The following is a 24736-nucleotide window of genomic DNA, read 5'->3' as shown; positions in this document are numbered from 1 at the left end:
ATCTAGAAGACCTGAGGGGAGAGAAGACAATCGCGCGGTGCGCCTCACGTTTGATTACGTCTCTTTTGCTCTGTACACCAATCGCATTTAGCTCTGACCATGAGGCTTGATCTTTCCGATCACACCATCCTCGTCACCGGCGCCAGCCGCGGAATTGGACGAGCCACAGCTCTTGCCCTGGCCGATGTGGGGGCGACGGTGGCCGTCCATTACGGGCAGAGCCGCGACGCGGCCGCGGAAGTGGCGGAGCAGTGCGGGCACGGGGCTCAGCCGATCCAGGCCGATCTTACGGACCTGACCGCCACTGACCGGTTGTTCGGTAGGGTCGTAGATGTCCTTGGCCCGGTCGACGCTCTTGTTCTCAATGCCGGCGTGGCTGAGCCGACGCCGCTGGAGGCCGATACGGACGAGTGGCACGCGGCATGGACGGACACGATGCACGTCAATCTGCGGGCGCCGGAGCTCCTTTGTCGTCACGCCCTCCCGCACTTTCGGCAGCATGGCGGGGGGCGCCTCATCAGCATTGCCTCCCGTGCAGCCTTCCGGGGCGATACCCCTGCGTACATGACCTACGCGGCCTCGAAAGCCGGGCTCGTAGCCCTTACCCGCTCGGTGGCGCGCGGCTTTGGGGAGGACGGCGTCCGGGCGTTCACGATTGCGCCGGGCTTCGTGCGCACGGACATGGCGCAGGACTTTATCGATGAGTACGGGGAGGCGCACGCGACGAGCGATCTCGCACTCAATAATCTCACCGTGCCCGAAGATGTAGCCCCCTTCGTCGTGTTCCTGGCCAGCGGCCAGGCCGATCACGCAACCGGGGCTACGATCGATGTAAATGCCGGCAGCTACGTGCACTAGCCGCGCCGCGGCTCCCGCTGGGGGCCGGAACCGGGAGAACAGCCGTCGGCAACGATGGCCCCGGACGGCCCTGCGAGCAGTCCGTCTGGGCCGATCTGTTGATTAAGCTGTACCCTCTTCCGCTCTCGAACGTTCTCGGGGTGAGTGTGGAAGGACATTCGATACATCGGCTTCCGAGGAGGGCATGTATTCCCCTGCAACCGGATGTCACCGAAGCCCGGAGGGGATGGTCCTGATGCTAAATCCTTCCGCATTGTTGTGTATGAGAACTAGCTACCGGACAGTTTGCTCAGGGCACTGAAAAATCTTCTCCAACCGTCGCTCCAGACCCCGATCTAGATTGCCCAAATCCAGTTTGGACATCTCGGATGTCCAGGAGCGACGTTAGAAAAATGGAAAATCGTTGGTGCATTTTCAGCAGTTTCGCCCATAAATAGCGACTTCGAAGGGAAGATCGCGGAATCGCCAGGGATTTTTCGGTGCCGACGACCGCGAAATTGAAAAGTGTCCGGTAGGTATGAGAATCCAATCCGTAGTACCGTTGGAATCCAGTGGCCTTCTCTTGAAGGAAGGAGCAGCATTCGACGTCTGAACGCTCATGCTGACGTTCCGCCCAATAGCTGACGTCTACATCCGGACCCGGTATGAGCCGGGTCATGCACGTACGACCGGCCCCAGAGCAGTTGCCCTGGAGCCGGTCGTTTGGCTGAAAGCGAATGCAAGGCCATCAGTTACAGGCTGATGCCGAAGAGGAAGTAGCTCCGGGCCAGGTACGGATTCACGTAGTACGATGCACGAAGAGGCAGTGAGAACGAATCGGTAATCTCAACGCTCTTCGAGGCCGACAGACTGAGTTTAGTAATGGCCGCATCCGTATCCGCGTCGGTGCCGTAATATCCAGAGCCGTCGTTTGGGGTGCCGCCGACCGCAAGGGCAAGGTCGACCTCCTCGACGGTGAACGGATAGCTGGCCTCCAGCCAGACCTCGCGGTCGGCTCCATGGACGTTGAGGGAGGCCGACAGCGATACGAGACCACTGTAACCAATCCCTGGCTCGATTACGTGCGAGCCGTCGTCGCTGTAGTCAAAGAAGTCACTTCCAGGGTTTGTGAAATAGAAATCCGTGACACTTACCGAAAAGGTGCCGGCGGAAGTCTGGACAGCGTAGCTCGCATACAGGTCATTCTCGTTCACCGCTGATCCGGCCTGTGGACTCATCTCAAAAGAGCCCCAGGCGCCAATCGTCAATCCGGCATGAGAGAACGAGAGGCTGGGTTGTACGGCGGCTGCGTCCCCAAAGTCCAGGCCCCGCCAGACGTACCGATTGGTGAGGGTCGCTCCCAGATCGAACGACTGTGCCTGGACGGGGGCGGGGGGCAAGACGCCTAGACAGAGTGCAATGAGCGGGAGGAGAAAAACGCGGGCATACGTGGTCATAGGAGAAGGCGTCATGTTCATGGGTCCGGTTGAGGGGGGAAAGAAGAGGCACAAAACGGTTAGACTGCAGGAGTCGGAGTTTTTGCGTTGTCGTTTGGTCCGAACTCCGGATAAGCGTCGACGTCGTGCTCCAGCTGGTCGAGGCCGAGCTGTTCTTTTTCGCCGTTGATGCGGAGGCCGCCCACGAGGGCGTCGGCGACGGAGAAGACGACGTAGCTCACGGGGAACGTCCAGAGGAAGGCGGCGGCGATGCCGAGGGCCTGCACCCCGACCTGCGAGAGGCTGAAGCCGCTACTGTCGAAGAGGCCGGCCGCGAGCGTGCCCCACGCGCCGCAGACGCCGTGCACCGCGATGGCGCCCACCGGGTCGTCGACGTACGTTTCAATGAAGCGCGTGGCGTAGACGACCAGCAGCCCCGCGACCGCGCCGGTGAGGATGGCAAACGGCCCGGTGAGGGTGGCGCAGCCGGCCGTGATGCCGACTAGGCCGCCGAGCACGCCGTTCAGCGTCATGGTGGCGTCGGGCGTGCCGGTGTCGATCCAGGTGACGGCCATGGCCGTGGCCGCGCCCGCCCCGGCGGCGAGGAAGGTGTTCATCGCGATGAGGGCGATGGCGGTCGAGCCGGCGGTCGTCGAGCCGGCGTTGAAGCCGAACCAGCCGAGCCACAGGATGAACACGCCCAGGGCCGCGAGGGGAAGGCTGTGCCCAGGAATGGCCCGCGGGGTGCCGTCCGCCGCGTACTTGCCCACGCGGGGCCCCACGACCAGCGCGCCGGCGAGGGCCGCCCAGCCCCCAACCGAGTGCACGACCGTCGAGCCGGCAAAGTCGATGAAGCCGAGCCCCTCCAGCCAGCCGCTGCCGTTGAAGAGCCCGCCCCAAGCCCAGGCCCCGAACACCGGGTAGATCAGCCCCGTGATGAGGACCGAAAAGATCAGGTAGCCGCTAAACTGGATCCGCTCGGCGACGGCCCCGGACACGATGGTGGCCGCCGTGGCCGCAAAGACCGCCTGGAAGAAGTAGAAGGCGTAGACCCACGTGGTCGGCTGCTCGCCGGTGCCGGTAAGAAAGAAGCCGTCGGTGCCGACGAGCCCCTGCCAGGAGGTGCCGAACATGATCCCGAAGCCAACGCAGTAGAAGACCAGCGCCCCGGCGGAGGCGTCCATCACGTTTTTCATGATAATGTTGACCGCGTTTTTGGCGCGGGAGAAGCCGGCCTCCAGCAGGGCAAAGCCCGCCTGCATGAAAAACACCAGGGCCGCTGCGAGAATCGTCCACACGTAGTTGAGATTCGTTTGCACCTCCGAAGCGGCTTGCGGGAGGGACGGGTCGGCCGGAGCCGCGACGGGGAGTGCTTCTGCGCTCATCGGAGTGAGAAGAGATCCGATCGCGAGCAAGAACAACGTGGCTGTACGCATTCTGTCGTCGGCTATTTTTTTGGTTTTGGCGCATTCGACGACAGCAACTCTAGTAAATTGAGAGAAAAGACTCAAAAGTTGCGGGAAAAGAAAAGCGCTCCCAAAACGTTCGGAAGCGCTTACCGCTGGGTTCTTCGTGTAATGTAAACAATTATCACGAATTCATTGGGAGGGGCGGCCCTGAAAGAGAAGAGATTTGTGGGAGATCTCTCGTGCGTGATTAGGCGAGGGGGAGGGGCGACATCCGATCGAAGGGCATCACACTCGTTCCTCTAGATTGCCGATGCCCTTGTGTGCACGAATCCTGCCGGAAAGGCGCGCTAGTGATGCGTCACGTTTTCCATGTCGGGGAGACCGATGGGCCAGTGGACTGTATTCAGGCCGCAGAATGCCGTATGCAACACACCGTGTTCAATTCAGCACCCGACCCCCTCAGCTTGACTGACCACTAGTACATGGCTTCCGATCGCACGTCTGCGTGTCGGTGCATGTATTCGACCATTTTCGGTGCGTAGTCCGGGAGATGAGGACACGAAATGCCGGTTCCCGCGAGTGCCGACTGGGTGTTGCTGTTGTCGTAGCGAGAGGGATGGTCGAAGTAATCGATCAGTTCCGGTGCAATGCCGAGATATCGCCCAATTCCCGTTCCCATGAGAGTGCGTGCGACACTGGAGGGCACAGGCACATAGGCCACATTCTTGTCTAGCAGGTCGCTGAAGAGCTCCAGAATCGCCTGGGTCGTGAGTGGCTGCGGGTCCGTGAGGTGAAAAACCGTATCGATGGCGTCGTCCTCACCCAAGAGATGGCTCATGGCCGCGATGGCAAAGTCGACTGGAATGAGATTGACCGGCTCGGTGCCAGAGCCGATCCGCGTCATGAGCGTGTAGCGTGGCAACTGCTGTAGGGCATGGAGCACGAAGTACGGTCCATCGAACTTGTCCGTCTCTCCAGTTTCTGAATCTCCGACCACGATGCTCGGACGGAAGATCATCGTCGGGATCTCGTCCATGCGGTCCTGCACCAGCACCTCGGCGTGGTACTTCGTTTCCTCGTAGAAATTCTTGAATCCGGTGTTGTGGATGAGCTCGTTCTCGTAGAGCGTGCCTGTTCGCTGCCCGGAGACGTAGGCAGTACTCACGTAGCCGAATCGCTCTAGGTTGGGGCACTGGGCGAGCAGGTCGAGGACGTGGCGCGTGCCGTCCACGTTAATGCGCCACCCCACGTCCCGCGGAATGCTGAGGTCGTACACGGCGGCCAGGTGGCACGCCATCGTGATCCGGTCGGCAATATCGTCGTAGCGGTCCCCGAGGCCGAGGTCCGGTTCGGTGATGTCGCCCGGAAGGACGGTGGTGCGGTCTGCAAGGGCGTGATTGCGCAGAACCTGCCGAGTGGTCCTCTCGAACTTGGGCTGGACGAGGAGGCCGAGGGATCGGTCCGGATATTCAGCCGCGAGCGAGCGGAGGAGACGGGTGCCGAGGAAGCCGGGGACGCCGGTGAGAAATATCATGAGCGGGAAGGGAAAAAGCGGAGTGAACGAGACGAGGAGAAAATGTCGAATCCTCGACATCAATTATCGCAGTGGGGGCGTCCTTCAGTCCCTGTCCAGTATTGAGATGTGCAGTCCTTAAAAATAAAAACCATCATTCTCGTTGCCCAGGCCATCTGAGGGTCTGTCTATGAAGTTGTCGCCATCCCCGAAATTTTGCCATATCGTCGCTTTGGGACATCTAGATGTCCAGGAGTGACGAACGTGGTGTGTTTTCGTGGTCAGGGGGCCGCACATGTCATCGATACGTGGCACAACGGTGCTGAGAGGGGCCGAGCACCGGTCCGCGACGTCTGGAGACCAACAGTGATGTCCGAGGGCATTGGATTCAAGAGCAGCGTTGTTTGGGAGCTCAAAATTGGGGAGATCAGCGGAGACAGACTGTGGACATTTGGTAGGGAGAGGAAACGTTTGTTTTGAGCGAGGTCGACCTCGCCTGGATGTGTACCGGAGAGGTCAAGTACATCGCGAGCGGAAGGGTTATGCTTCAACGTCGACGAAGACTAAGGGTTGCTTCAGGGAGGGCAGGCAATTCGGGACTTCTGGTGGCAGCCGAAGCTAGGACAGTGAGAAGGTTTTACCCAGTTGTGGTAATCCTGACGCAGAACGAGTCTCCGGTTCTGTCTGGGGTCTCCGAGCCGGCGTGAACTAGTGCGCGGTTGGCGAAGAAGCGGGGACTCTAAGAAGCTGTTTTAATTTCACACGCTGTGAGTTCGGCAGGACGCTACGACTGCGGACCCGTTTCTCCCCGCCGGGGATGCAGGCGTATACGCTCCGATGTGCTTTTGGTCTACGAAAATATCGGCATCGGATGTGGAGACGGGTGTAAATTAAAACAGGTTCTAAGTACGAGAAGACGGTTTCAGCAGGCGTGGACATCCGTCTCATGGAGACGGTTCACAGAGGGACTTATACAGGGATGCATGGCTGGCGGAGGCAAAGGGCGACCTGAGGGGCTTCGGGATTTTCCGAACAGAAACGACGGACAGTCACAGAGAAATATTGAGTCGCGAATATACGCCTACGGGCGCAGACAGTATATATGAGGTGATGAGGGAAGCATCTAGGACGAAGGAGGATCCGAGCGGTGCCCTCTGGGAAGGGGGTCGCCCGTTCGGGGAAAGGCAACAGGGATGTTACAAGTCGATGCCAGGAAGCGTCAGTTTCTACAGGTCAGGGCTCCGGGGCCTCCATGAGTATTCGAAACGATTAGTGTCAAAAAAACCGGTTAGAATGGACGAGAGTACAGAAGGGGACAACGACTCGGGGTGGCGCACATCGGATATGCTGGTCGCGTTTGCAAAATCCGTCTTTATAACGCGTGCGGGCCGATAGGAGAATACTCCAGACATTGCCAAAACCCGATGGGACGAAAAGTCTCTGGATGTGAGGCGCATTTTGGGTCGGTTATGTCGCATATTCGACACCCAAATCGTTTTCTTAAAAAAGGCCATTCTATGAGGAGCACGAAAGAATCGGTTTGGCGCAAAGTTTGATACGTGATAGTACCGAGCAGTTGTGTAGTCCCAGTAGCGAATCCCGGACGCGAGGATCATCATGCGAGGACATTGCCTGGTTTTGTTCCCGGCCGCGAAAATGGACGGCGATGCACAGAGGAGAGATTTTTCCTCGCTACATTAATGTTCATTTTCTGTACTCTTCGCAGAAGAACATCTATGCTTGGTTGACAATAGCTTCCGTTTCGGGAATATTGGGACATGCTCCATTAGGGAACGACCAAGAGGGGGGCACGCCCTTCACTCCTCTTAGCTCTTTCCTTACACTCGCTTTTCTTGAAAACACATCTACGACTTGAATTATGAGATTACGCTCACCAGACAAGCAGGTCCTCGGTCGTCTTGGGACGACGGTAGGACTCTTTGTGCTTGCGGCGTCTCTCGTCTTCACCGGGTGCGACACGACGGTGAACGAGGAAGGCGACCCCGTATCGGTTGCGGGTGACTCAACCGATGCATCGACAACCATTAATAATCCGCCGCCGGGGCCGTACGACGTCACCGGCAACATCACGGGCCGTCTGGTCGATAAGGCCTCTAACGAACCGATTGCCGACGTGGCCGTGACCATCGACGCCGTGAACGCCGACGGCGAGCCGCTCTCGGACTCGACGAACGAGGCCGGCGAGTTTGTCTTTACGGACGTTCCGGCTCAGTCAGAGGAGGGTTCTTTTATCGGTGCATCGGGTGACTACTCCATTCACTTCAATACGGCAGAAGCCGACGGTAATTATCCGGAAAACTTTCGGGCTGAGGCTACGCTGTATTATCCTCAGAATGAAGCAGGCGGTGACGGGGACGCCACCGGCATTAGTGCCAGCGTGACGATTCCCCTCGCCGAGCTCAGTGGGTCGATTTCCGGTATGGCTCTCTCGTTTGGAGAGGTACCCATCGAGGGGGCGTCCGTCGCGCTCAAGCGAGACCTCGATATTGAGTACAACGCTTCCGGAAGTGTGAGCGACACCGAGGGTAATGTTGTAGTCGACTCCACGACGACAGCTGCGGACGGCTCTTTTGCTTTCGATGCGGTTCCGGAGGGACTTCAAGCAAACGACTACACGCTTGATTTCAACGTCGAAGGAGCGGAGACGACGTTCAACTCTAGCCCCAGCCTTCAGCCCGTACCGTTCTCCAACGCGGGCAATCCGGACATTTCACTCGGAGAGCTTTCTGTGAGCGTGCCGGCCTTCGAACTCGTGGTGCCGCCTACGTTCGAGAACAAGAGCACGACCCCCGAGTTCGTCCATGGGTTCAACCGTCCGATTTCGGAGGCGGTTACGGCCGAAACGGTTGAGGAAATCGTCTCTCTCAATGTCGCGGGTGCAACAGAGAAGGCCTTCGACGAAAACGGGAACCCGACGCTCGAAGCAAGCTTCGATGCGGATCGGGACACGCTCACCCTGACGGCCACCGAATCGCTTTCCGATGGTACGGAAGGTTACCAGCTGCAGGGCTTGCAAGACCTTCTCAATGCTGCCGTGGATGCGAAGTATGGGGTGTCCCCGACAGTTCCTAATGTGCCTCCATTCAACAACTTCGGCGGCTACAACACGATTGCCTTTGATGTTGGAGAAGAGATGGGGCAGCCGAGCGCGGAGCTCGTGATTGAGAACGTGCAAAACACACCCCTCGACTTTACCGACGGATCGGTCAGTCTTGATGTCCGGGTGAACAACACCTCCGACATTGATCTCAAGCAGACCGGAGCGGCCGCCGAGGTTCTCTACAAGGCGGCGGGAGATAATCAGTTTACGTCGGTGGCGACGATCCCCGCATCCGACATGGACTTTGGTGAGTCTTCCGTTCAGTCGGTGACCATCAGTGGCTTCCCCTTCCAGGCCGACGCGGACGAGTACGGAGACATCGAGATCGCCGCGAAGGTTACAAGCCTGAACGAGGTTGAGAGCTCGCTGGCGACCGAGACGCTTTCGGACACCGACTCGCTGGGTGTTGTCGATGCCAGCACCGAGTACCGCGACGAGAATAGCGAGGTTGACGGCGATGAGCTCGTTGTGGAGTTCGATGAGCCGGTTGCCGACATCCGGCGCGGTGATTCCGCCTCGGACTACTTCACGATCAACGAGACCGGTAGCGGGACCGCGACCTCGATTGGTGATGTCCTTGAGGTTGATGGTGGAACCACGGTTGTCGTTGAGGTTACCGACGACGGTAGCAACACTGCCAATGACCGCGTGATCGTCGACACCGGTGTGACGGATCTCTCCGGCACCCCGGTTGAGGTTGGTGATAATGACCCGTCGACGACCGGCGACGACGACAACGCGGTGGACCTCTAAACCTCCCATCCGTCTGAGCGGGATGTCTCCGTTCAGTAAACAGTACACGACTAAGGGCCTGAGCCGTCGCCGGCTCAGGCCCTTTTTTTGTTTATGGGGGATGTAGAGCCTGTATTCAAACAGAATCGGAAAGGCTGCAAATGGCTCTGCACGGCGCTTCCATCATTCCGCACTCTAAGAGACTGTTTTGATTGTTGAGCGGGTTGAGAGTCGACGAGATATGTCGCAGGGAGTGGATGGCCGTCCGTTGTTCAGCAGGGGATCCCGGTGGGTGGTCGTCGCGCTCGCCCCGAACTGCCATCGTGTGTCAAAACAGTCTCTAAAAGCACTTGCTTCGCATCGCCTGTTTCGCGCGCCTTGGAGGCGACGCGCGGCGCTCATTTTCGCCTGCTTACAGGCTCGTAGGCGTTTTCTGAGCATTCCGATGTCTCCTCCGTTCGGAAGCGAGAAGTAGCCGGGGCCGTTTTTTCAAGATTTTGCGGGCCTGTCCGGTCGGGGTATGGCGTCCATGAGGAACCGTGTTGTCGTGAGCCGTACGCTTTCTCTAGTCTCATGTCGCTCCTTTCTTTTCAAGAGGAGAGCCCCTCGGTTTCATATCAGACCTTACTCGTCCAATGGATCGCGTACGACTCCCTCTGCTTTTCCTTCTCGGCATTGGACTTGTTCTCGCAGGCTGCGACGCCTTTGGGGGAAGTGAGGGCGACGGGCCGGGTGGGGCGTCGCCTCTGGCCGTGGCCTGGACCGGCACGTATGACGGCACCGGCCAGGAGACGGACTACTACGGACCGCGGTCGAGTGCGCCCATCGACATCGAACCCACCCTTACCGTTGGGGTCCGCGACTCATCGCTCAAGCCGCTTGAGCTGTCCTGGGAAGAGAACGGAGCTTCTCGCGGCGCCCGAACGACGGGCGAGCCGAAAGAAATGACGACCGATACCCTGGTAACCCCGTTTGTGTCCGTCGACGCCGACTCGTTCCAGACGGAGTACCAGTTTCGGCTCGGGCGGGACACCGTTGCAGGGGGCGACTCCATTCGGGTGCGCGGGACACTGGACCAGCAATACCAAAACACAGAGGCGGACTCCACACTCGTTCAGTTTACGGTGTTTCGGTCCACTCAGCAATAACCCCCCCTGCAATTGGCTGGACATTGGGGGCGTTCGACGTTTGACGGCCTTTCTGTGAGCGTAAGGGAATGGACCGGACGTCCGAGGCTTACGGGCATTGCGCTTCGGCCCGCAATGCCTCGAAGAGCGGCTCCTATCGTTTGTGCTTCACCGTTCGTCTCAGAACGGGCTGTGCTACGTGTGGATTGCACGTGTATCTGCTTTCAGCCGCCAGAAACGGCCATCATCGTCGCTCCTGGACATCTCAGGTGTCCAGACTTGATCTAGGCAATCTAGATTGCAGAGTCCCTGCAGCCGAATGAGGAGGACTCGGCGATCGTCAGGTAGACCCTGAGTTACGCTCAGAGCGACGATACCGTGTCTAACATTTTTTGGGTTCTTCCAAGCCGGATCCAATAGCACCGGCTATTCATCTGTGTCCCCTGCGCCACTGCCCCACAGGATCGGTTCAGGGTTGGCAGGTCCGACTACCAGCTGCGTCCAATCACGAGATGCACGAACGGTCCGCCAAGCCCGGCGTCGGGGCCGGGAGAGCTTGTGCGGCCATCGATACCCCATGCCGTTGACGACGGGGCCGCCAGGTAGCCGCCCTCGAGGCCGAGGCGGAGGTGGGCGGCCGTGTTGCGGAACAGATGGTATTCGACGGTGCCCCCTGCGGACACGAGCAGACTTCGTCGGCGGATGGTGCTTCCGGAGCTGCTTTCTGGAGACAGAAGGGCCTCCGTAACAGAGGAGGCCACGCCCGAGATGCGGAGCTGCAAGAGGCCGGCCCCAGCGCCCACCCGTGGTGTGATTCGGAGCGCTGGAAGGGCGGAGAGCGGACGGAACTCGTATCCGACCGTCAAGAGTCCATATCCTCCCTGCAACGTGGTGGCCCGTCCGGTTTGGCTTATCCCACTTCCCCACAGGTACGCCTGCCCCGTTGCCCCGACGCGAGTATGAGGGCCGATTCTGCGGTCGACCCGTACGCCCACCGAAGGAGCGGTTGCGCTGAAGATAGGGTATCCTGCCCTGTTTAGGGTTTGGTTGAGAAGGACAATGCGGGGATGCGCAATTCCAGCGGCTACGTACGCTGTGTTTCTCTTCTCCTCCGTGGTATCCGGAGACACCTCTTGGGCAGAGACGGGCCCGCTCCCAATTAGGCACAAACAGAAGACGATGGAAAGAAGAGACCGAGTCAATCGAATAATTGGACTAGAGCTGGGTCGACGAAAAAAGCTGTTTACATACAAAAGGCAGCACGGAGCCGATCGTCGGCTCGTGCTGCCTTTTTGAGAAGAGGAGTGAGAGGATTAAAGCCCATACGTCAGGTGAACGCGAAGCTGCGGTCCACCGAAGCTGGGAGAGTCCTCGATCGAGAACTCCCGAAATCGATAGGTGAACTCGTCTTTGAAGGCATTGGTCACGCCGAGCTCATAGCGGAGCTCCGGCATAAGCGTGAGGCCTGCGGGAAGGCTGATTTCCCCACCCACGCCGAGATTCACTGCGTAGGAGACGTCGTTCAGCGTGGCTTCGAAGTCGCTGTCCGCCCGCGGAATCGAGATTTGGGGCCCAATCAGACCGTAAAGAGAAACCGGGCCGGTCTCGACTGGAATCTGATACCGGAGGTCGACGGGCACCTCGAACATCCAGAGGGTGAACTCCTCGTTCTCGAGAAGGCCGGCCCCACTGCCCTCAATTGAGCCAGGGAATCCATACTGGCCCACCCGACGGGCAAACACACCCGGGCGCACGCTTAGGTTGCTGAGCGGCTCCGTAGTAGAAACAGGCTGATCGTACGTAATGCCAGCGTGAAATCCGACCGCACTGTTGAAGGATGCCTCGGTATTTCCTCCACTAACGTCATCGAGCGTTTCAAAATTTCCACCGATGGAAACCCCCACTTGTCCGGTCGGGATCTGGGCACTCGCAGGAGTTGCTAAAAACAAGGCGAGGACCGCGCAAAACAACCCTGTTGGAAGGAGGCGAGAGTTGAATTTCATGGGTAAACTGTTCTTTGATTGCAGAAAGAGCGATGCTGGAGACGTTCACATGCATATAGTGTCGATACGTAACCCAAGAACGAAGGGAAAGGCAAGCAGCCCTCCCTGTTCTGGTGTGAATCCTCTGGATTATTTTGCAATCTTTGGGCCAATAGTCAATACACGTCTATCCCAAGGAATTTTACAGGCACGCCAGCGAAAAATCAGAACATGCTTTTCCGTTTGAATCGAAAAAATGAGCCTGAAGAGAACACCTAGAGAAAGGGGAGCCGCCCTGGTCGAATGTCCGGGCAGGGGACAGGGAAAAGGCATCTCTTCTGTTCGGCAGTAACCGTCCGCTCGAAGGCCAAAATCCGGGCTGTACCGTCGTTCTGTTGGGCTAAAGGCGGTTGGACGCCGAATTGGGAGCGGCGAGACGAACCAAAATGAGTCGATCTGACGCCGTGTGGCTGCTACCCGAAGGAGCTAGAGTGAGATGGTTCCTGTTTCCTCATGGTTCATTTCCTCTTCGGGGGTACATCAAATTGAAGAAAAAAGTGGAGGGATCAGCGCGATTATCTCTTTGCAATATGGCGAGCTGTGTACGGGAGCCGCTGCGGTTGTCGTAGGTGCGACGTTCACTAGGCAAAAGGCGACAAGAGGGGGCGTGATGCTTTCGGACTGATACCATCTCCGAAGGATCGATGTCCCCGTTCAAAACGGAAGTCTGCCACGAGGCACGTCTCGTGACCCTTTCGTTTCGAAACTCTTCCAGCAAACTGCATAACCATCCTCGGCATCTGGGATGAGTTTCTTGCCGGTACTACGGGATGGCAACAGCAACCGTCGGGATCGAAAGGAGTCCCTTGGTCGGAGTTGGGAATCCCCGCCCCGAGGGACACCTCGCGGCGGGTTCGTCTCGAAACGTGTTCGATACGGCAAAGCGGAGGCTTCATACCAACTCCGGGAACTCTCTCTATTCAGGTAGGACGCAGGCGTCCGTATCGCCGGTGGAGTCCAACGACGCTTCTGGTGCCCTCCTTGACGGCGCCGACGATACGAGAGGGAGTTGCGTATTGCACCGCTGTACCTCCTATTTGAAGTCTGCAGCAGGACTCGGTATCCCCTTCAGACGTGAGTGCACTGAGTGTCTCAGATGACTCATCTGAAAAACGGCCTCAGCAGGCTTCAGACGGCGTGGGGTCGACCGTGTGGACCGAGCACAAAGCATAGATGCGGGACACGGTTCGTGCAAATTTTTCGGCCACAGCCTGCGCGACGCCGGCGTGGGCATCGGGGGCAAACCAGGCATCAGGGGCGGCTGTCGCTGTAAAGTACAGTGCAGGGGCGTCCTCGCGGAGGTAAAGCGCATCGATCACGCGGAGCAATCGCAATGCGTCGTCGGTGTTCGAGATCGAGATGTCGGCGATGAAGAGGTGGTCGACTGCCGAGAGGGTATCGATAAGCCGAGGGTGGGACATTTCGGTCGACGCCCGCCGAAGGTCATCGAACGACCACCAGCGGGAGGCATCGTCGGTTGCCCGGTAGGCCTGCTGCATCGCAGGGCGGGTATGCTCTGGAGGGCCGACCCATCCTTCCCCAGTCCGCTCAACGTCTTGTGTCCGTCGATAGTCCGCGCCCTTCACCTCCACGATGTGGTACCGCTCCGAAAATTCCGATTGGAGAAACCGATGCAGGCGACCGCTGCTGAGCTGAGACGACAGGGACGTGTCCGGCGTAATGTTGCTCGTGGCCAGGAGGGGGACGTTGCGCGCGGCGAGCGTCTTCATGAACTGCACGAGGCGCATCTCATTGGCGGGATCGTCGATCTCGACCTCATCGAGACAGCAGACCGTATGCTGGTCGGCCAGTGCGTGCGCGAAATCGGCCGGGGGCTCCGTTTGCCGAAAGAGAGTGCTGGAGTGCAGAAAGGCGCAGGACACCTCAGGGGAGAGTGCGTGGTAGGTGGCGGCGAGCAGGTGCGTTTTGCCCGTTCCGGCGGGGCCGACCAGATAGAGCCCGTTCGGCGCCGACGCAGCCGATAGCCCGAAGAACCGTTTGGTCCGTTCGTAGAGCGTCGGGGAGGTGAGAACGCGAGCGGTAAACCAGCGCACGGTGCTTAGGGCCTCGGCCTGGCTGGGCGTGATGGGGGTATACGTGTCGAATGTGGCCGAGCGAAAACGGTCGGGAGGCGTCATTTCGGGGACGCGAAGACGACGATCACGGCAATATGCGAAGAAGAGACACGCGGCACAGAGACACGTGTTTGCTGCCCGACGCTCCTTCGAGAATCAGGCCACGGGAATCAAAAAAAGCGGCGACCCGCCGTGAAGCAGGCCGCCGCCGAGGTACGAATTTGGAATCGAGGGGACCTCCCTACTGGCTTGTTAGGCCGCCGGTTCTTTTTCTGTCTCCTCTTCGGATTCAGCGCCCATCACGGAGGCGACGGACTGGTCGGACACCTCCACCTCGTCGTCGAAGAAGAACATGAAGAGCAGGAAGACAATGCCCGCAAAGATGGCCGGGACCCACCAGAAGGTCAGCCACTGGTCGGGAGACAGCTGCTCGCCGGTGCGGATGAAGTTGAAGAGCCAGCCCGCGAGCTGGGCGCCGATCAGCATGCCAGCGCCGTAGGTGAGGAGGATAATGAGGCCCTGCGCCTGTCCCCGAATGTCATCGCTTGCCTTCTTGTCGACGTAAATCTGCCCGGTGACGAAGAAGAAGTCGTAGCAGATGCCGTGCAGGGCAATGCCGGAGATAATCATCCACGTGACGGCATCCGGAGCGCCGAGCGCGAAGAGCCCGTAGCGGACGACCCACGCGAGCATGCCTACACCCAGCATCCACTTTACGCCCAGCCGGATGAAGAAAATCGGCATGAGGAGCATGAAGATGACCTCGGAGGCCTGCCCGACCGTTTGAACGGCCGCAACGTCCTGAAAGCCCGAGTTGGCGAGGAAGGTTTGCGTGAAGTTGTAGTACGCCGCCAGGGGAATGGAAATCAGAAAGGAGCTGGCGAGAAAGACGTAGAACGAGGGGCTTCCAAGCTTCTTCAGGGCATCAATGCCGGCAATGCTCCGGACGGACACCTCTTCGCCCTTGGCGGGGGGAGGAGTGTGGGGGAGCGTGAAGCTGTACAGGCCGTAGATGGCACTTACACCTGCCGTGAGGTAGAGCGGGAAGGTCGTTTCTTCCGGAATGACCCCTTCAGGCACGAAGTAGGCTCCGGCAAAGCTGACGAGCAGCCCGGCGACGATCCAGCCAATCGTTCCAAAGACGCGGATCACCGGAAACTGCGACTCCTGGTCCGTCATGTTGTGGAACGCCAGCGTGTTTGCCAGGCTCATGGTGGGCATGTAGCATAGGTTGTACGCCAGCAGGAGCAGGATGAAGATCGTGGGGTATCCAATGACGGACGGAGCCGCAAACATAAAGGCAGCTCCCAGGAGGTGAAGAACCCCGAGCACACGCTGCGTGGCAAAGTACCGATCGGCCACGAGGCCCACGAAGAAGGGAGCGACGAGCGCCGCAATGGGGTTCACGGTGAAGGGCCAGTGGGTGAGTCCCTCCATGCCGTGAGCTGTCATCGTAACCGCGACGGTGGTGTACCACGCCCCCCAGACGAAGAACTCCAGAAACATCATCGCGCTGAGGCGAGCCTGAATCGTACGATTCATAAGAGGATAGGGAGTCTATGAATAACGCGAGGGTGGGAAATCGCATGAATAACGCCGGACCCCATACGTTAAGAAAGGATTCCCTCCTCTACAAGCGCTTTCAACCGAAGTGGAGCGTTTCGGGCTCGTTCACCATTGCAATAATCTGAAATGTGAGTATGGGGAGGAGGGAGAGCGGCGACTCTCTTATCTTCCAAAAGAAATAGAAAACGAGGGGTAATGGTGAAAAAGGAGAACAATATTTTCTGCAAGCGATAGATGAAATCGATTTCAGCCCAGTGAAGGCAAACGAAAACCATCGATGCTATGGCGGCAACCATCCGAGCGGTGGCAGAGGAAGCCGATGTATCGCCTGCAACCGTGTCCCGTGTTTTTAACGATACAGCGCCTGTCGAGGAGTCTACTCGGGAGCGCATTCTCGACGCCGCCGAGCGACTGGGCTACGTGCCGAACGCAACGGCTCGAAGTTTGAGCATCAAAGAGACGGCGACGATTGGGGTGTTGATGCCGTACTTAACGGGGGAGTATTTTCCCGAGGTGATTCGGGGCCTCGATGAGGAAGCCCAGCGACACGACCGGTTTCTCCTGCTTTCGAGTTCTCATCATACGTCCAAGGATCTCCAGCAGGCACTTCGCTCCATGTATGGACGTGTGGACGGCCTCGTCCTCATGCTCCCACAGCTTTCGGCGTCGGACTTTGAGGCCTACCTTTCGGACGATCTCCCGGTCGTACTCCTAAACTGTGCTCCCGGGGGACACCAATTCCACGTGCTCTCGATTGACAACCACGAAGGGGGGCGGATGGCGACGCGCCATCTCATTGAGCAGGGTCACGAACGGATTGGGATCCTGACGGGGAGCCTCGCCAACTATGAGGCCCGCGAGCGTCTGGGCGGATACCACTCGGCGATGGCGGAAGCGGGTTTGTCGGGGCGGGACGAGTGGATTGCGACCGGCGACTTCACGCGGGAGTCGGGCGGGGAGGCCATCTGTGAAGTGCTGGAGGCGGATCCGCGGCCGACAGCCGTGTTCGCATCGAACGACTACATGGCGATGGGAGCCGTTCGTGTTCTCCGAGAGCGAGGCCTCCACGTGCCGGACGATATGGCAATTGTTGGGTTCGACGATGTCCCGAGCGCCGAGTACTTCACCCCGTCGCTGTCGGCGATCGATGCCCGGATGCGGGATCTCGGCTCCGAGGCCATTACCATGCTCCTCGATCTCATCAAAACGTCGGACGATGGTCAATCGGCACGCCGGGTGAAGCAGTTGGATCCGGTTCTCCGCATTCGGGCGTCGAGCACGCGCTAATCTCCTATTCGGCCGACGGGGCGTCGGTTGGGGTGGGGGCCCGGAGTTGATTTTCCAGAATGAGGAAGGGAGGACGAGAAGATGTGGAGTCGGTCGTGCGGCGTGAGGATGAATAGCGTCGAGGGAAATTGCCCAGGACGAGGTCCACGTCGTTGTCGCCATCGTAATCGCCGGCATCCATGCTGATCCATCGTCCTTTGTGCGCAATAGGGGGGGCATGCGGAGTAAATTCCAGGGGGCCATCCTGCTCCAAATACACGAAATCCTGCGCGGCGTCCGATCGGAGATCGGCAAAAAACCCGATCATCCCGATGTCTAGGTCGCCGTCCTCGTCAAAGTCTCGGGCAACGGCCTCGGTGGCTCCATTGAAATGGTAGAAGAATCGCTTCTCGTACTGGAAATCTCCGGTGTTGATGTAAATGTACGCGCCGTGGAAGGGCTTGAGAATGGTGGAGTAGTCGGCGTTGTCTCCGCTCGTGTATAGCAGATCTGGGCGCTCGTCGCCGTTGAAGTCGACGACCTGAAGGCTGGACGACCCATAGTGTGGCGGAAAGCGCACGACGCTCTTCTGCACGAAGTGGCCTGTGCCGTCGTTCAAAAAGAGCCAGACGCCTTCCTTCGAGTGGCCAAAGAGGACCATGGCGTCCGTCCACCCGTCGTCGTTGAAATCGCCGATCTGGGCGTCAACGGCTCCAGGGACGGAGCGAAGCACACGTTTCCGGTACGTCCCGTCGGGCTGCTGCTCAAAGAGGTAGAGTCCACCGCGGTCGTGGCCGAAGCCGCAGACCAGCCAGTCCCGGCGTCCGTCCTGATTGAAGTCGCCAGGACGCGCACAGACGGGCCGCGGCAACTGGTCGGCAATGGTGTGGTGACGTCCCGTTTCCACGTTCAGTCTTTCGACGCGTCCGCGGGCAGAGTTGACGGCGCGCATGGTACCGATGCCCGTAAACACGACTTGCCGGGCCCCCGTCGAGTCCCGGACGAACTGCGTTTCGACCCCCTTCAGTGGTGGGAGTTCCAGGGGGGTGCGCTCAAACGACGGGCTCCACCGGGCCAGACGTCCAGCCGACACGGTGCTGGTGTACAGGCGGTGCCGGGCGGTGTCGATTGCGACCATTGCCGTGGACGGCGAGCGGCGGCGATTGGGAGGCGGTGTCCGTATGGAGAAGAGCGGAAGAGAGCGGCGCAGGGTGGCGGGGGGAGGAGGAAGGGTGACCGAGTCGGGGGCCTGGGCACGAAAGTACGCTACGATCTTGCGCCATTCTTGCAGGCTGAGGACCGAGTCGCGGGGGGTGTTGTCGGGGCGGGCGTCGGGCTTGTAGTAGTTATCGTCCCACATCACCTGAATGCCCAACTTTGGGGCCATGGCGGGGAGCACGCCGTTTGTCCACGTCTCCTTGTCCAGGGTGGAAGGAGAGGCCGGCGTATGGCAGGTCCAGCAATGCTGATTGGCGAGCCGACGGCCGTCCCGCACGCTTTGTGATTCGTTGGCGGAGGGATCTGGCTGGGTACAGGAGAGCAGGAAAAGAAGGAAGAGAAGAGAATGCAGGCGCATCGGTCTCCAGCAGAAGTCAAAAGAAATCGGTTTCGCGGGTCAAAGACCCTATATGGAGAAAGCACGACAGTGAAAGTAACATCGGAATGAAAGCGTCGATCCTTTGAGGGTCAGAGTCGTGAGGACTCTACAGTGACTGGAAGGGATGGTTTAAATTGGACTGGGGAGAAACGGACGGCAGAAGGGGCAGAACCGGGAGAAAATACCGACCCTGGAGGGGCGGAAAATGACACTACCCTCCTTTTGTTCGATAAAACTTCATATATTGTTATAATAAAGCGTTGAGTTTGCGTAACTTCATACGTTCATTTAGAGCGCGGTGCAACTGAAAACGGTTTCTCACACCCTGGTTGAATATTCTTCGTCCATAAAAACGGGAATTTCCCATCTCAAGCGGAAGAGGTATTCCCTTTTGGACGGAGGACATTTGGAACCGGTCCCAAGGACGTGTCGGGACGGCTCTTCCTGCTGAAACCGGTTGCACAAATGCCTCGCCGTGTTCGTCGGGGGCCATCTAGTTTTCTTCCAGCCAGCAACGATGACATGCAGCAATTATTACAACCTTTCCTTTCATTCAAAGCCGCTTCGCGAGGGGGCGGGGTCTTGCTCCTCGGGATCGCGGTTTTATTTGCCTTTTGTACAGTGCCGAGTGCCGTCCGGGCGCAGGATGGTCCCACAGTGTCGGGGACGGTCACCGATGCGGAGAGCGGGGAGTCGCTTCCGGGGGTAAACATTCAGGTCGTGGGAACGCAAATCGGAACGACCACGGGAGCGGATGGAGGCTACGAGATCACGGTACCCAGCGAGAATTCGACGCTTCAGTTTTCCTTCGTCGGATTCAATACGCGAACCGTTGACGTGGAGGGGCGGACGACGATTGACGTGACCCTGCAGCCGTCGACCCTGACCGGTGAGGAAATTGTCGTGGTTGGGTACAGCGAGCAGCGTCGCGCCGACCTCACGGGATCGGTCGATGTGGCCGACGTCGGCGAGATGCAGGAGCTAAGCTCCGCGCAGGTGACCGAACAGCTGCAGGGGCAGCTCGCCGGGGTGACGGTTCGGACGTCGGGCCAGCCGGGCGACGAGCCGCAGATTAACATTCGCGGCTTCAACACCTTCGGCAACAACCAGCCACTGTTTGTGGTCGACGGGGTGCCGACGCAGGACATCTCGTTCTTAAACTCGCAGAACATTGAGTCCCTTCAGGTACTGAAGGATGCCGGAGCTGCCTCGCAGTATGGTGCTCGTGCGTCCAACGGCGTGGTCGTGATTACGACCAGTCAGGGCGGGGGTGACGAGGATGTCTCCGTCAACTACAGTGCCAGTGTTGGCTACCAGGTTCCGGAGTCGGGCAACGTGTACGATATTCTGTCTCCGCAGGAGCAGGGCGAGCTCGTCTTCATGGCCCAGCGGAACGCCGGCCAGGACCCGTCCTCCACCGTGTGGGGCGACGGCGACGAGCCGAGAGTGCCCACGTGGCTTGAGCCGGTCGGGGCGGAGGATCCGAACACGGACGACTACTTCGTAAACCCGCAGTACACGGATCCAGGCGCGCTCGGCAACTTCACGCAGTACGTACGCTCGAATCAAGACGGGACCAACTGGTTCGACGAGATCACCGATCCGGCGATGCAGACCTCCCACAACCTGAGCGTGGGCGGCGGCGGCGATCTGGGGAATTACTTCACCTCGGTGAGCTACACGAACCAGGAGGGAACCGTGATGAACACCTCGTTCGAACGGTACTCCATTCGGGCCAACACGGAGTTCAATATTACGGATAATTTCCGGATTGGAGAGAACCTCGCGTTTACGGTGAGTGAAAACCTGCAGGCGGGGACGCTTCAGGAGGGCCAGGCCCTCGGGATGGCGTACCGCCAGCATTCCATTATTCCGGTACGGGACATCCAGGGGAACTTCGCCGGAACGGCCGTCGCGAATGCCAGTCTCGGAAATGCGTCCAATCCGGTTGCCATTCGCCACCGGGCCCGAACCGACGACGACGAGGATCGGCGCCTCTTCGGAAATGTGTTTATGGAAGTGGACTTCCTCGAGGACTTTACGGCCCGCTCCAACTTCGGCGCCGACATCAACTCGGGGTACTTCAAGTACTTTACCTATCCGACGTACGAGAACTCCGAGAACACGTCCACCAACGCGTACACCGAGCAGGTCTACAACGACCGGAGCTGGACGTGGTCTAATCAGGTCACCTACGACGGGACCTTTGCGGAGAATCACAACGTGACGGTGCTGGCGGCCGCTGAAGCCGTTCAGAACGTCACGCGGTTCGACGCCGTGGGGCGACAGGGATACTTCAGTTTCAATCCGGACTACACGCAGCTGGCGACGGGATCGGGGACGACGACCATCAACGGGTCCGACCGCTCCATTAACCAGTTGCTCTCCATTGTCGGAAATGTCGACTACAACTACGACAGCACGTATCTCTTGAGCCTCACCGTTCGACGCGACGGCTCGTCGAAGTTTCTGAACAATCAGTGGGGTACCTTCCCTGCCGCGACGGCGGGCGTGCGGTTGTCGAACCTCGGGCCGCTGCAGGACATCGGGTGGCTCACCGACCTGAAGCTCCGTGGAGGATACGGCGTCATGGGGAATCAGCTGAACGTTGATCCCAACAACGCCTACACCCTCTACGGCGGGACGATCAACAACTCGTACTACGCGATCGGGGGCACCAACAACAGCGTCCAGCAGGGCTTCCGGCAGGTGCGGATTGGAAACCCGGATGCGAAGTGGGAACGCAATGAGGACATCAACATCGGCGTCGACTTTGCCATCCTGGACGGTCAGTTGGAGGGTACGGTCGACTTTTATCAGAAGAGTATTGAGGATCTTCTGTACAACCCCTCACTGCCCGCGACGGCCGGTGCGGCGGATGCGCCCTTCCGCAACGTGGCGAGCATGCGCAATCGGGGCATCGACCTCTCCCTTCGGGGCTCTCAGGACTTCTCCGACGACATCTCGTTGAGTGGACGCCTGACGTTCACGACGTACAACAACGAGATCGAGTCCATCGCCGAGGGACAAGACTTCTTCAGTCAGGATTTCCGTCGCTTTGGGTTGCCCATCATTCGAAATGAGGTGGGACACCCCATTTCCTCCTTCTATGGGTTCAAGATCGAGGGTTTCTGGCAGAACCAGGAGGAGATCGATCAGGCCAATGCTCAGGCACAGGAGGCGACCGGAAATTCCAGTGCGACGTACATGGACGGGGCCGCCCCGGGCCGCTTCCGCTACGTGGATACGAATGGCGACAACCAGATTACGGATGAGGACCGCGTGCACCTTGGCAGTCCGCACGCCGACTTCTCCTACGGCCTGAACCTGAACTTCACGTACAGCAACTTCGACGTCTCGATGCAGCTGTACGGGGAGCAAGGAAAGGAAATCTGGAACCAGACGAAGTGGTGGACCGACTTCCGCTCCAGCTTTGAGGGCGCGAAGAGCAAGACCGCGCTCTACGATTCCTGGCAAGAGGAAGGGGACACGATGTCCGATGTCTCTGCTCCGATTCAGGAGGCCGACTACTTCGGCTTTGCTACGGGTGGTGTGCCGAACTCGTATTTCGTGGAGGATGGGTCGTACCTCCGCGTCCGGAGCGTTCGCCTCGGCTACACCTTGCCGTCGTCTCTCGTGGGCAACGCTGGGATCCAAAGCCTGCGGCTATACGCTCAGGCCGAGAATCTCCTGACCATCACTGGTTACAGTGGGCTCGATCCGGACATTGGCTTCACGCAGAGCGCCGACAACTCTGGCGGTGCGGGAAGCACCAACTTTGGGATCGACGGAGGTGCATATCCGAGACCGCAGACCTTTACGGTGGGGGTTAACCTCTCTTTCTAACGGTCTCCTCTCCCCTGCACCCCACTGTACACGATACGAGCACATACTGAGATCATAAATATGTCATACCTGAAGACAACACTCACCATCCTCGTCGCCTTATCGGTCGGGGGACTTCTGACCTCCTGCGACAGCTTTCTTTCCGAAGAGCCGAAGGGATCACTGAGCGGAGGGGTCGTCGAGAACGAGAAGGGCGTGGAGACGCTTCTGATTGGGGCATACTCAGCCCTGAGCCCGACCGACGGGGGAACGCTCGCGATTGCGGGGGGATTGGCCTGGACGGCCGACCCCGCCCACTGGCCCTACGGCGCGGTGGCGAGCGACGTGGCCCAAAAAGGATCGGAGCCCACGGACCAGCAGGAGGCCAACAGCCTGATGGACCACACGTGGACCCCGACCAACGGGTACTTCAACGGCCTCTGGCAAAACCGGTTTGAAGGGGTTGCGCGCGCCAACAGCGTGTTGCAGGCGCTCGACAATGCGGAGGGCATTCCGGAGCAAACGGCTACCCGCATGCGGGCGGAGGCACGGTTCCTTCGAGCGTACTTCTACTTCGACCTGAAGAAGAACTTCGGGAACGTTCCGCTGGTGACCGACACCACGGAGAATCTCAACCAGCCCAACGACATCGAGAACGAGATCATCTGGCCGCAGATTGAGGCCGACCTCCAGTTTGCTGCACAGAACCTGCCGGTGGAAATGCCCGACCAGGCCCGAGCCAACAAGTGGGCGGCGGCGTCCTTCCTCGCGAAGGCGCACGTGTATCAGAAAGACTGGGAAGCGGCAAAGGCCCTCTTCAACGGAAGTCCCGAACTGCTCGGGGGACAGAACATCATCCAGGATGGAGCCACGGCCAGCGGCGTCCCCTACGCGCTGGAGGAGCAGTACTCCACGAACTTCAACGCCGCCACGCAGGGAAGCGACAACTCGGAGATCATCTTCTCCGTGGAGATGACCGGAACCGACGGCAGCGGCGACATGGCGAACTCCTGGGCCGGATATAAGCTGAACTATCCGCAGGGCGTTGCGCCCTTCGGGTGCTGCGGCTTCTTCCTCGGCTCTTACGACCTGGTCAACTCCTTTAAGACCGACAGTGACGGTCTGCCGAGGCCGGACGGCTTCAATACGGCCTTCAACGGCATGGACAAGTACCTGAAGAACACGCAGGGCGATGCGCCGACGGATAAATTCACGCCGGCGACAAATGCCAGCCTCGACCCCCGGCTCGACTGGACGGTCGGGCGCCGCGGCGTTCCGTTCCACGACCACGGCCCGCACCCGGGCACCCGGTACATCCGGGCCGATGAAAGCTATGCCGGAGTGTATACGGCGAAGAAGCACGTGTGGCGCCGGGCAAACACGGACATCGCCAATAACCCGAACTCCTGGGCGCCGGGTACGGGCGTCGACTATCCGTCCATGCGCTTCGCGGACGTGAAACTGATGGCGGCCGAGGCTGAGCTCCAGGCCGGCAACGGGTCGGTGGAGCAGGCGCGCCAGTACGTGAACGACGTTCGGACCCGCGCCGCCAACAGCAACGGGTACGTGAACAACAGCATGAATGAGGCCTACGCCCTCGCCGTGGTGGATAACGAGGCGGATATGCTGGACACGAGTCCCAGCGCATTCGACTGGGTCGTGCGCACCGATCGCAACTCCACGTTCATGTACCTTGGAGACGTGAACGGCGGCGGGGCGGGCAATATCGACAACTGGAATGAGTATCCGAACCCGGTGTCGAACTACAACATCGAGCCGTACACGATGGCGGAGTTCACCTCCGGTGTTGGGGCTCTGCGGAAGGTCCACTTCGAGCGGAAGCTCGAGCTGGCGATGGAAGGACATCGCTTCTACGACCTCGTCCGATGGGATCGAGCCGAAACGCGGATGAACGAGTACTTCGATTATCAGGGAGAGAAGACTACGGACGTGGACCCCTCAGACACCTATCGTGGGGCCGGAATCTTCCCGATTCCGCAGTCGCAGATCTCCATCAGTACCGTCGATGGAGAACAGATTCTGCAGCAAAACCCGCAATACTAGAGGTGGAGCTCCTCCTTCCCCGTTCCCGGCTGGATCGCTCCAGCCGGGCGGGCGAGGGAGTATGTATCTTGTTTCCAAACCGGAAAGGGGGCCCTTGGGGCCTCCTTTTCGTTGTTTGGAGGGCGG

The 24736-nt window shown here is 59.3% G+C and carries 15 protein-coding genes; 6 read left to right on the top strand and 9 right to left on the bottom strand.

The genetic code is table 11. The features are described from left to right. The first annotated feature begins 99 nt into the window (after window positions 1-99). A complete protein-coding gene (locus tag BSZ35_RS07355) occupies window positions 100-858 on the top strand; it encodes an SDR family oxidoreductase (protein WP_105011829.1) in 759 nt (252 codons plus the stop codon). On the opposite strand, the gene BSZ35_RS19500 is transcribed toward BSZ35_RS07355, so the two are convergent. The 4 genes from BSZ35_RS19500 to BSZ35_RS07340 form a co-directional block, all read right to left on the bottom strand. Next, window positions 855-1016 carry a hypothetical protein gene (locus BSZ35_RS19500; RefSeq protein WP_181149229.1) on the bottom strand — a complete coding sequence of 54 codons (162 nt, stop codon included), beginning with the start codon at window positions 1014-1016 and terminating at the stop codon, window positions 855-857. The two genes, BSZ35_RS07355 and BSZ35_RS19500, sit on opposite strands and share 4 nt — an antisense overlap. Window positions 1017-1589: 573 nt before the next feature. Further along, on the bottom strand, window positions 1590-2309 hold the full coding sequence (locus BSZ35_RS07350; protein ID WP_181149228.1) for a TorF family putative porin: 720 nt from the start codon (window positions 2307-2309) through the stop codon (window positions 1590-1592). A 44-nt stretch (window positions 2310-2353) separates the two neighbouring features. Continuing rightward, window positions 2354-3658, bottom strand: a complete 1305-nt coding sequence (locus BSZ35_RS07345) for an ammonium transporter (protein WP_258096126.1) — start codon at window positions 3656-3658, stop codon at window positions 2354-2356. Between the two features lie 499 nt (window positions 3659-4157). After that, window positions 4158-5216 carry an SDR family oxidoreductase gene (locus tag BSZ35_RS07340; RefSeq protein ID WP_258096125.1) on the bottom strand — a complete coding sequence of 353 codons (1059 nt, stop codon included), beginning with the start codon at window positions 5214-5216 and terminating at the stop codon, window positions 4158-4160. A gap of 1858 nt (window positions 5217-7074) precedes the next feature. Between BSZ35_RS07340 and BSZ35_RS07335 the strand changes: the two genes are divergently transcribed. Further along, complete coding sequence (locus tag BSZ35_RS07335) at window positions 7075-9069, top strand: carboxypeptidase-like regulatory domain-containing protein (protein WP_105011825.1); 1995 nt, start codon at window positions 7075-7077, stop codon at window positions 9067-9069. 614 nt (window positions 9070-9683) lie between these two features. Next, complete coding sequence (locus tag BSZ35_RS07330; RefSeq protein ID WP_105011824.1) at window positions 9684-10196, top strand: hypothetical protein; 513 nt, start codon at window positions 9684-9686, stop codon at window positions 10194-10196. A 467-nt stretch (window positions 10197-10663) separates the two neighbouring features. On the opposite strand, the gene BSZ35_RS19225 is transcribed toward BSZ35_RS07330, so the two are convergent. The 4 genes from BSZ35_RS19225 to BSZ35_RS07310 form a co-directional block, all read right to left on the bottom strand. Continuing rightward, window positions 10664-11305: a hypothetical protein gene (locus BSZ35_RS19225; protein WP_146110025.1), complete on the bottom strand. Its 642-nt coding sequence runs from the start codon at window positions 11303-11305 to the stop codon at window positions 10664-10666. A gap of 183 nt (window positions 11306-11488) precedes the next feature. Next, on the bottom strand, window positions 11489-12178 hold the full coding sequence (locus BSZ35_RS07320) for an outer membrane beta-barrel protein (RefSeq protein ID WP_105011822.1): 690 nt from the start codon (window positions 12176-12178) through the stop codon (window positions 11489-11491). A 1157-nt stretch (window positions 12179-13335) separates the two neighbouring features. After that, window positions 13336-14355 (bottom strand): AFG1/ZapE family ATPase, encoded by a 1020-nt coding sequence (zapE, locus tag BSZ35_RS07315; protein WP_105011821.1) that lies wholly within the window; start codon window positions 14353-14355, stop codon window positions 13336-13338. Window positions 14356-14544: 189 nt separating this feature from the next. Further along, the gene (locus BSZ35_RS07310) at window positions 14545-15834 is read right to left on the bottom strand and encodes an MFS transporter (protein ID WP_105011820.1); all 1290 of its coding nucleotides are present in this window, start codon (window positions 15832-15834) and stop codon (window positions 14545-14547) included. Between the two features lie 306 nt (window positions 15835-16140). On the opposite strand from BSZ35_RS07310, the gene BSZ35_RS07305 reads away from it, so the two are divergent. Further along, entirely contained in the window at window positions 16141-17145 is a 1005-nt protein-coding gene (locus BSZ35_RS07305; protein ID WP_105011819.1) for a LacI family DNA-binding transcriptional regulator, read from the top strand. 4 nt (window positions 17146-17149) lie between these two features. Here the strand turns inward: BSZ35_RS07305 and BSZ35_RS07300 are convergent, their stop codons facing one another. Next, on the bottom strand, window positions 17150-18700 hold the full coding sequence (locus tag BSZ35_RS07300) for a VCBS repeat-containing protein (protein WP_105011818.1): 1551 nt from the start codon (window positions 18698-18700) through the stop codon (window positions 17150-17152). Window positions 18701-19342: 642 nt separating this feature from the next. Between BSZ35_RS07300 and BSZ35_RS07295 the strand changes: the two genes are divergently transcribed. Together BSZ35_RS07295 and BSZ35_RS07290 are read left to right on the top strand one after the other, a co-directional pair. After that, on the top strand, window positions 19343-22567 hold the full coding sequence (locus BSZ35_RS07295) for a TonB-dependent receptor (RefSeq protein ID WP_219846604.1): 3225 nt from the start codon (window positions 19343-19345) through the stop codon (window positions 22565-22567). A gap of 60 nt (window positions 22568-22627) precedes the next feature. Further along, window positions 22628-24610, top strand: coding sequence for a RagB/SusD family nutrient uptake outer membrane protein (locus tag BSZ35_RS07290; RefSeq protein WP_105011816.1), 1983 nt, complete (start codon window positions 22628-22630; stop codon window positions 24608-24610). The last annotated feature ends 126 nt before the right edge of the window (window positions 24611-24736 follow it).

It is taken from the genome of Salinibacter sp. 10B (assembly GCF_002954405.1).
Taxonomy (GTDB): Bacteria; Bacteroidota; Rhodothermia; order Rhodothermales; family Salinibacteraceae; genus Salinibacter.
Note: the sequence above shows the minus strand (reverse complement) of the source record. Positions and strands in the feature narration are given on the sequence as shown.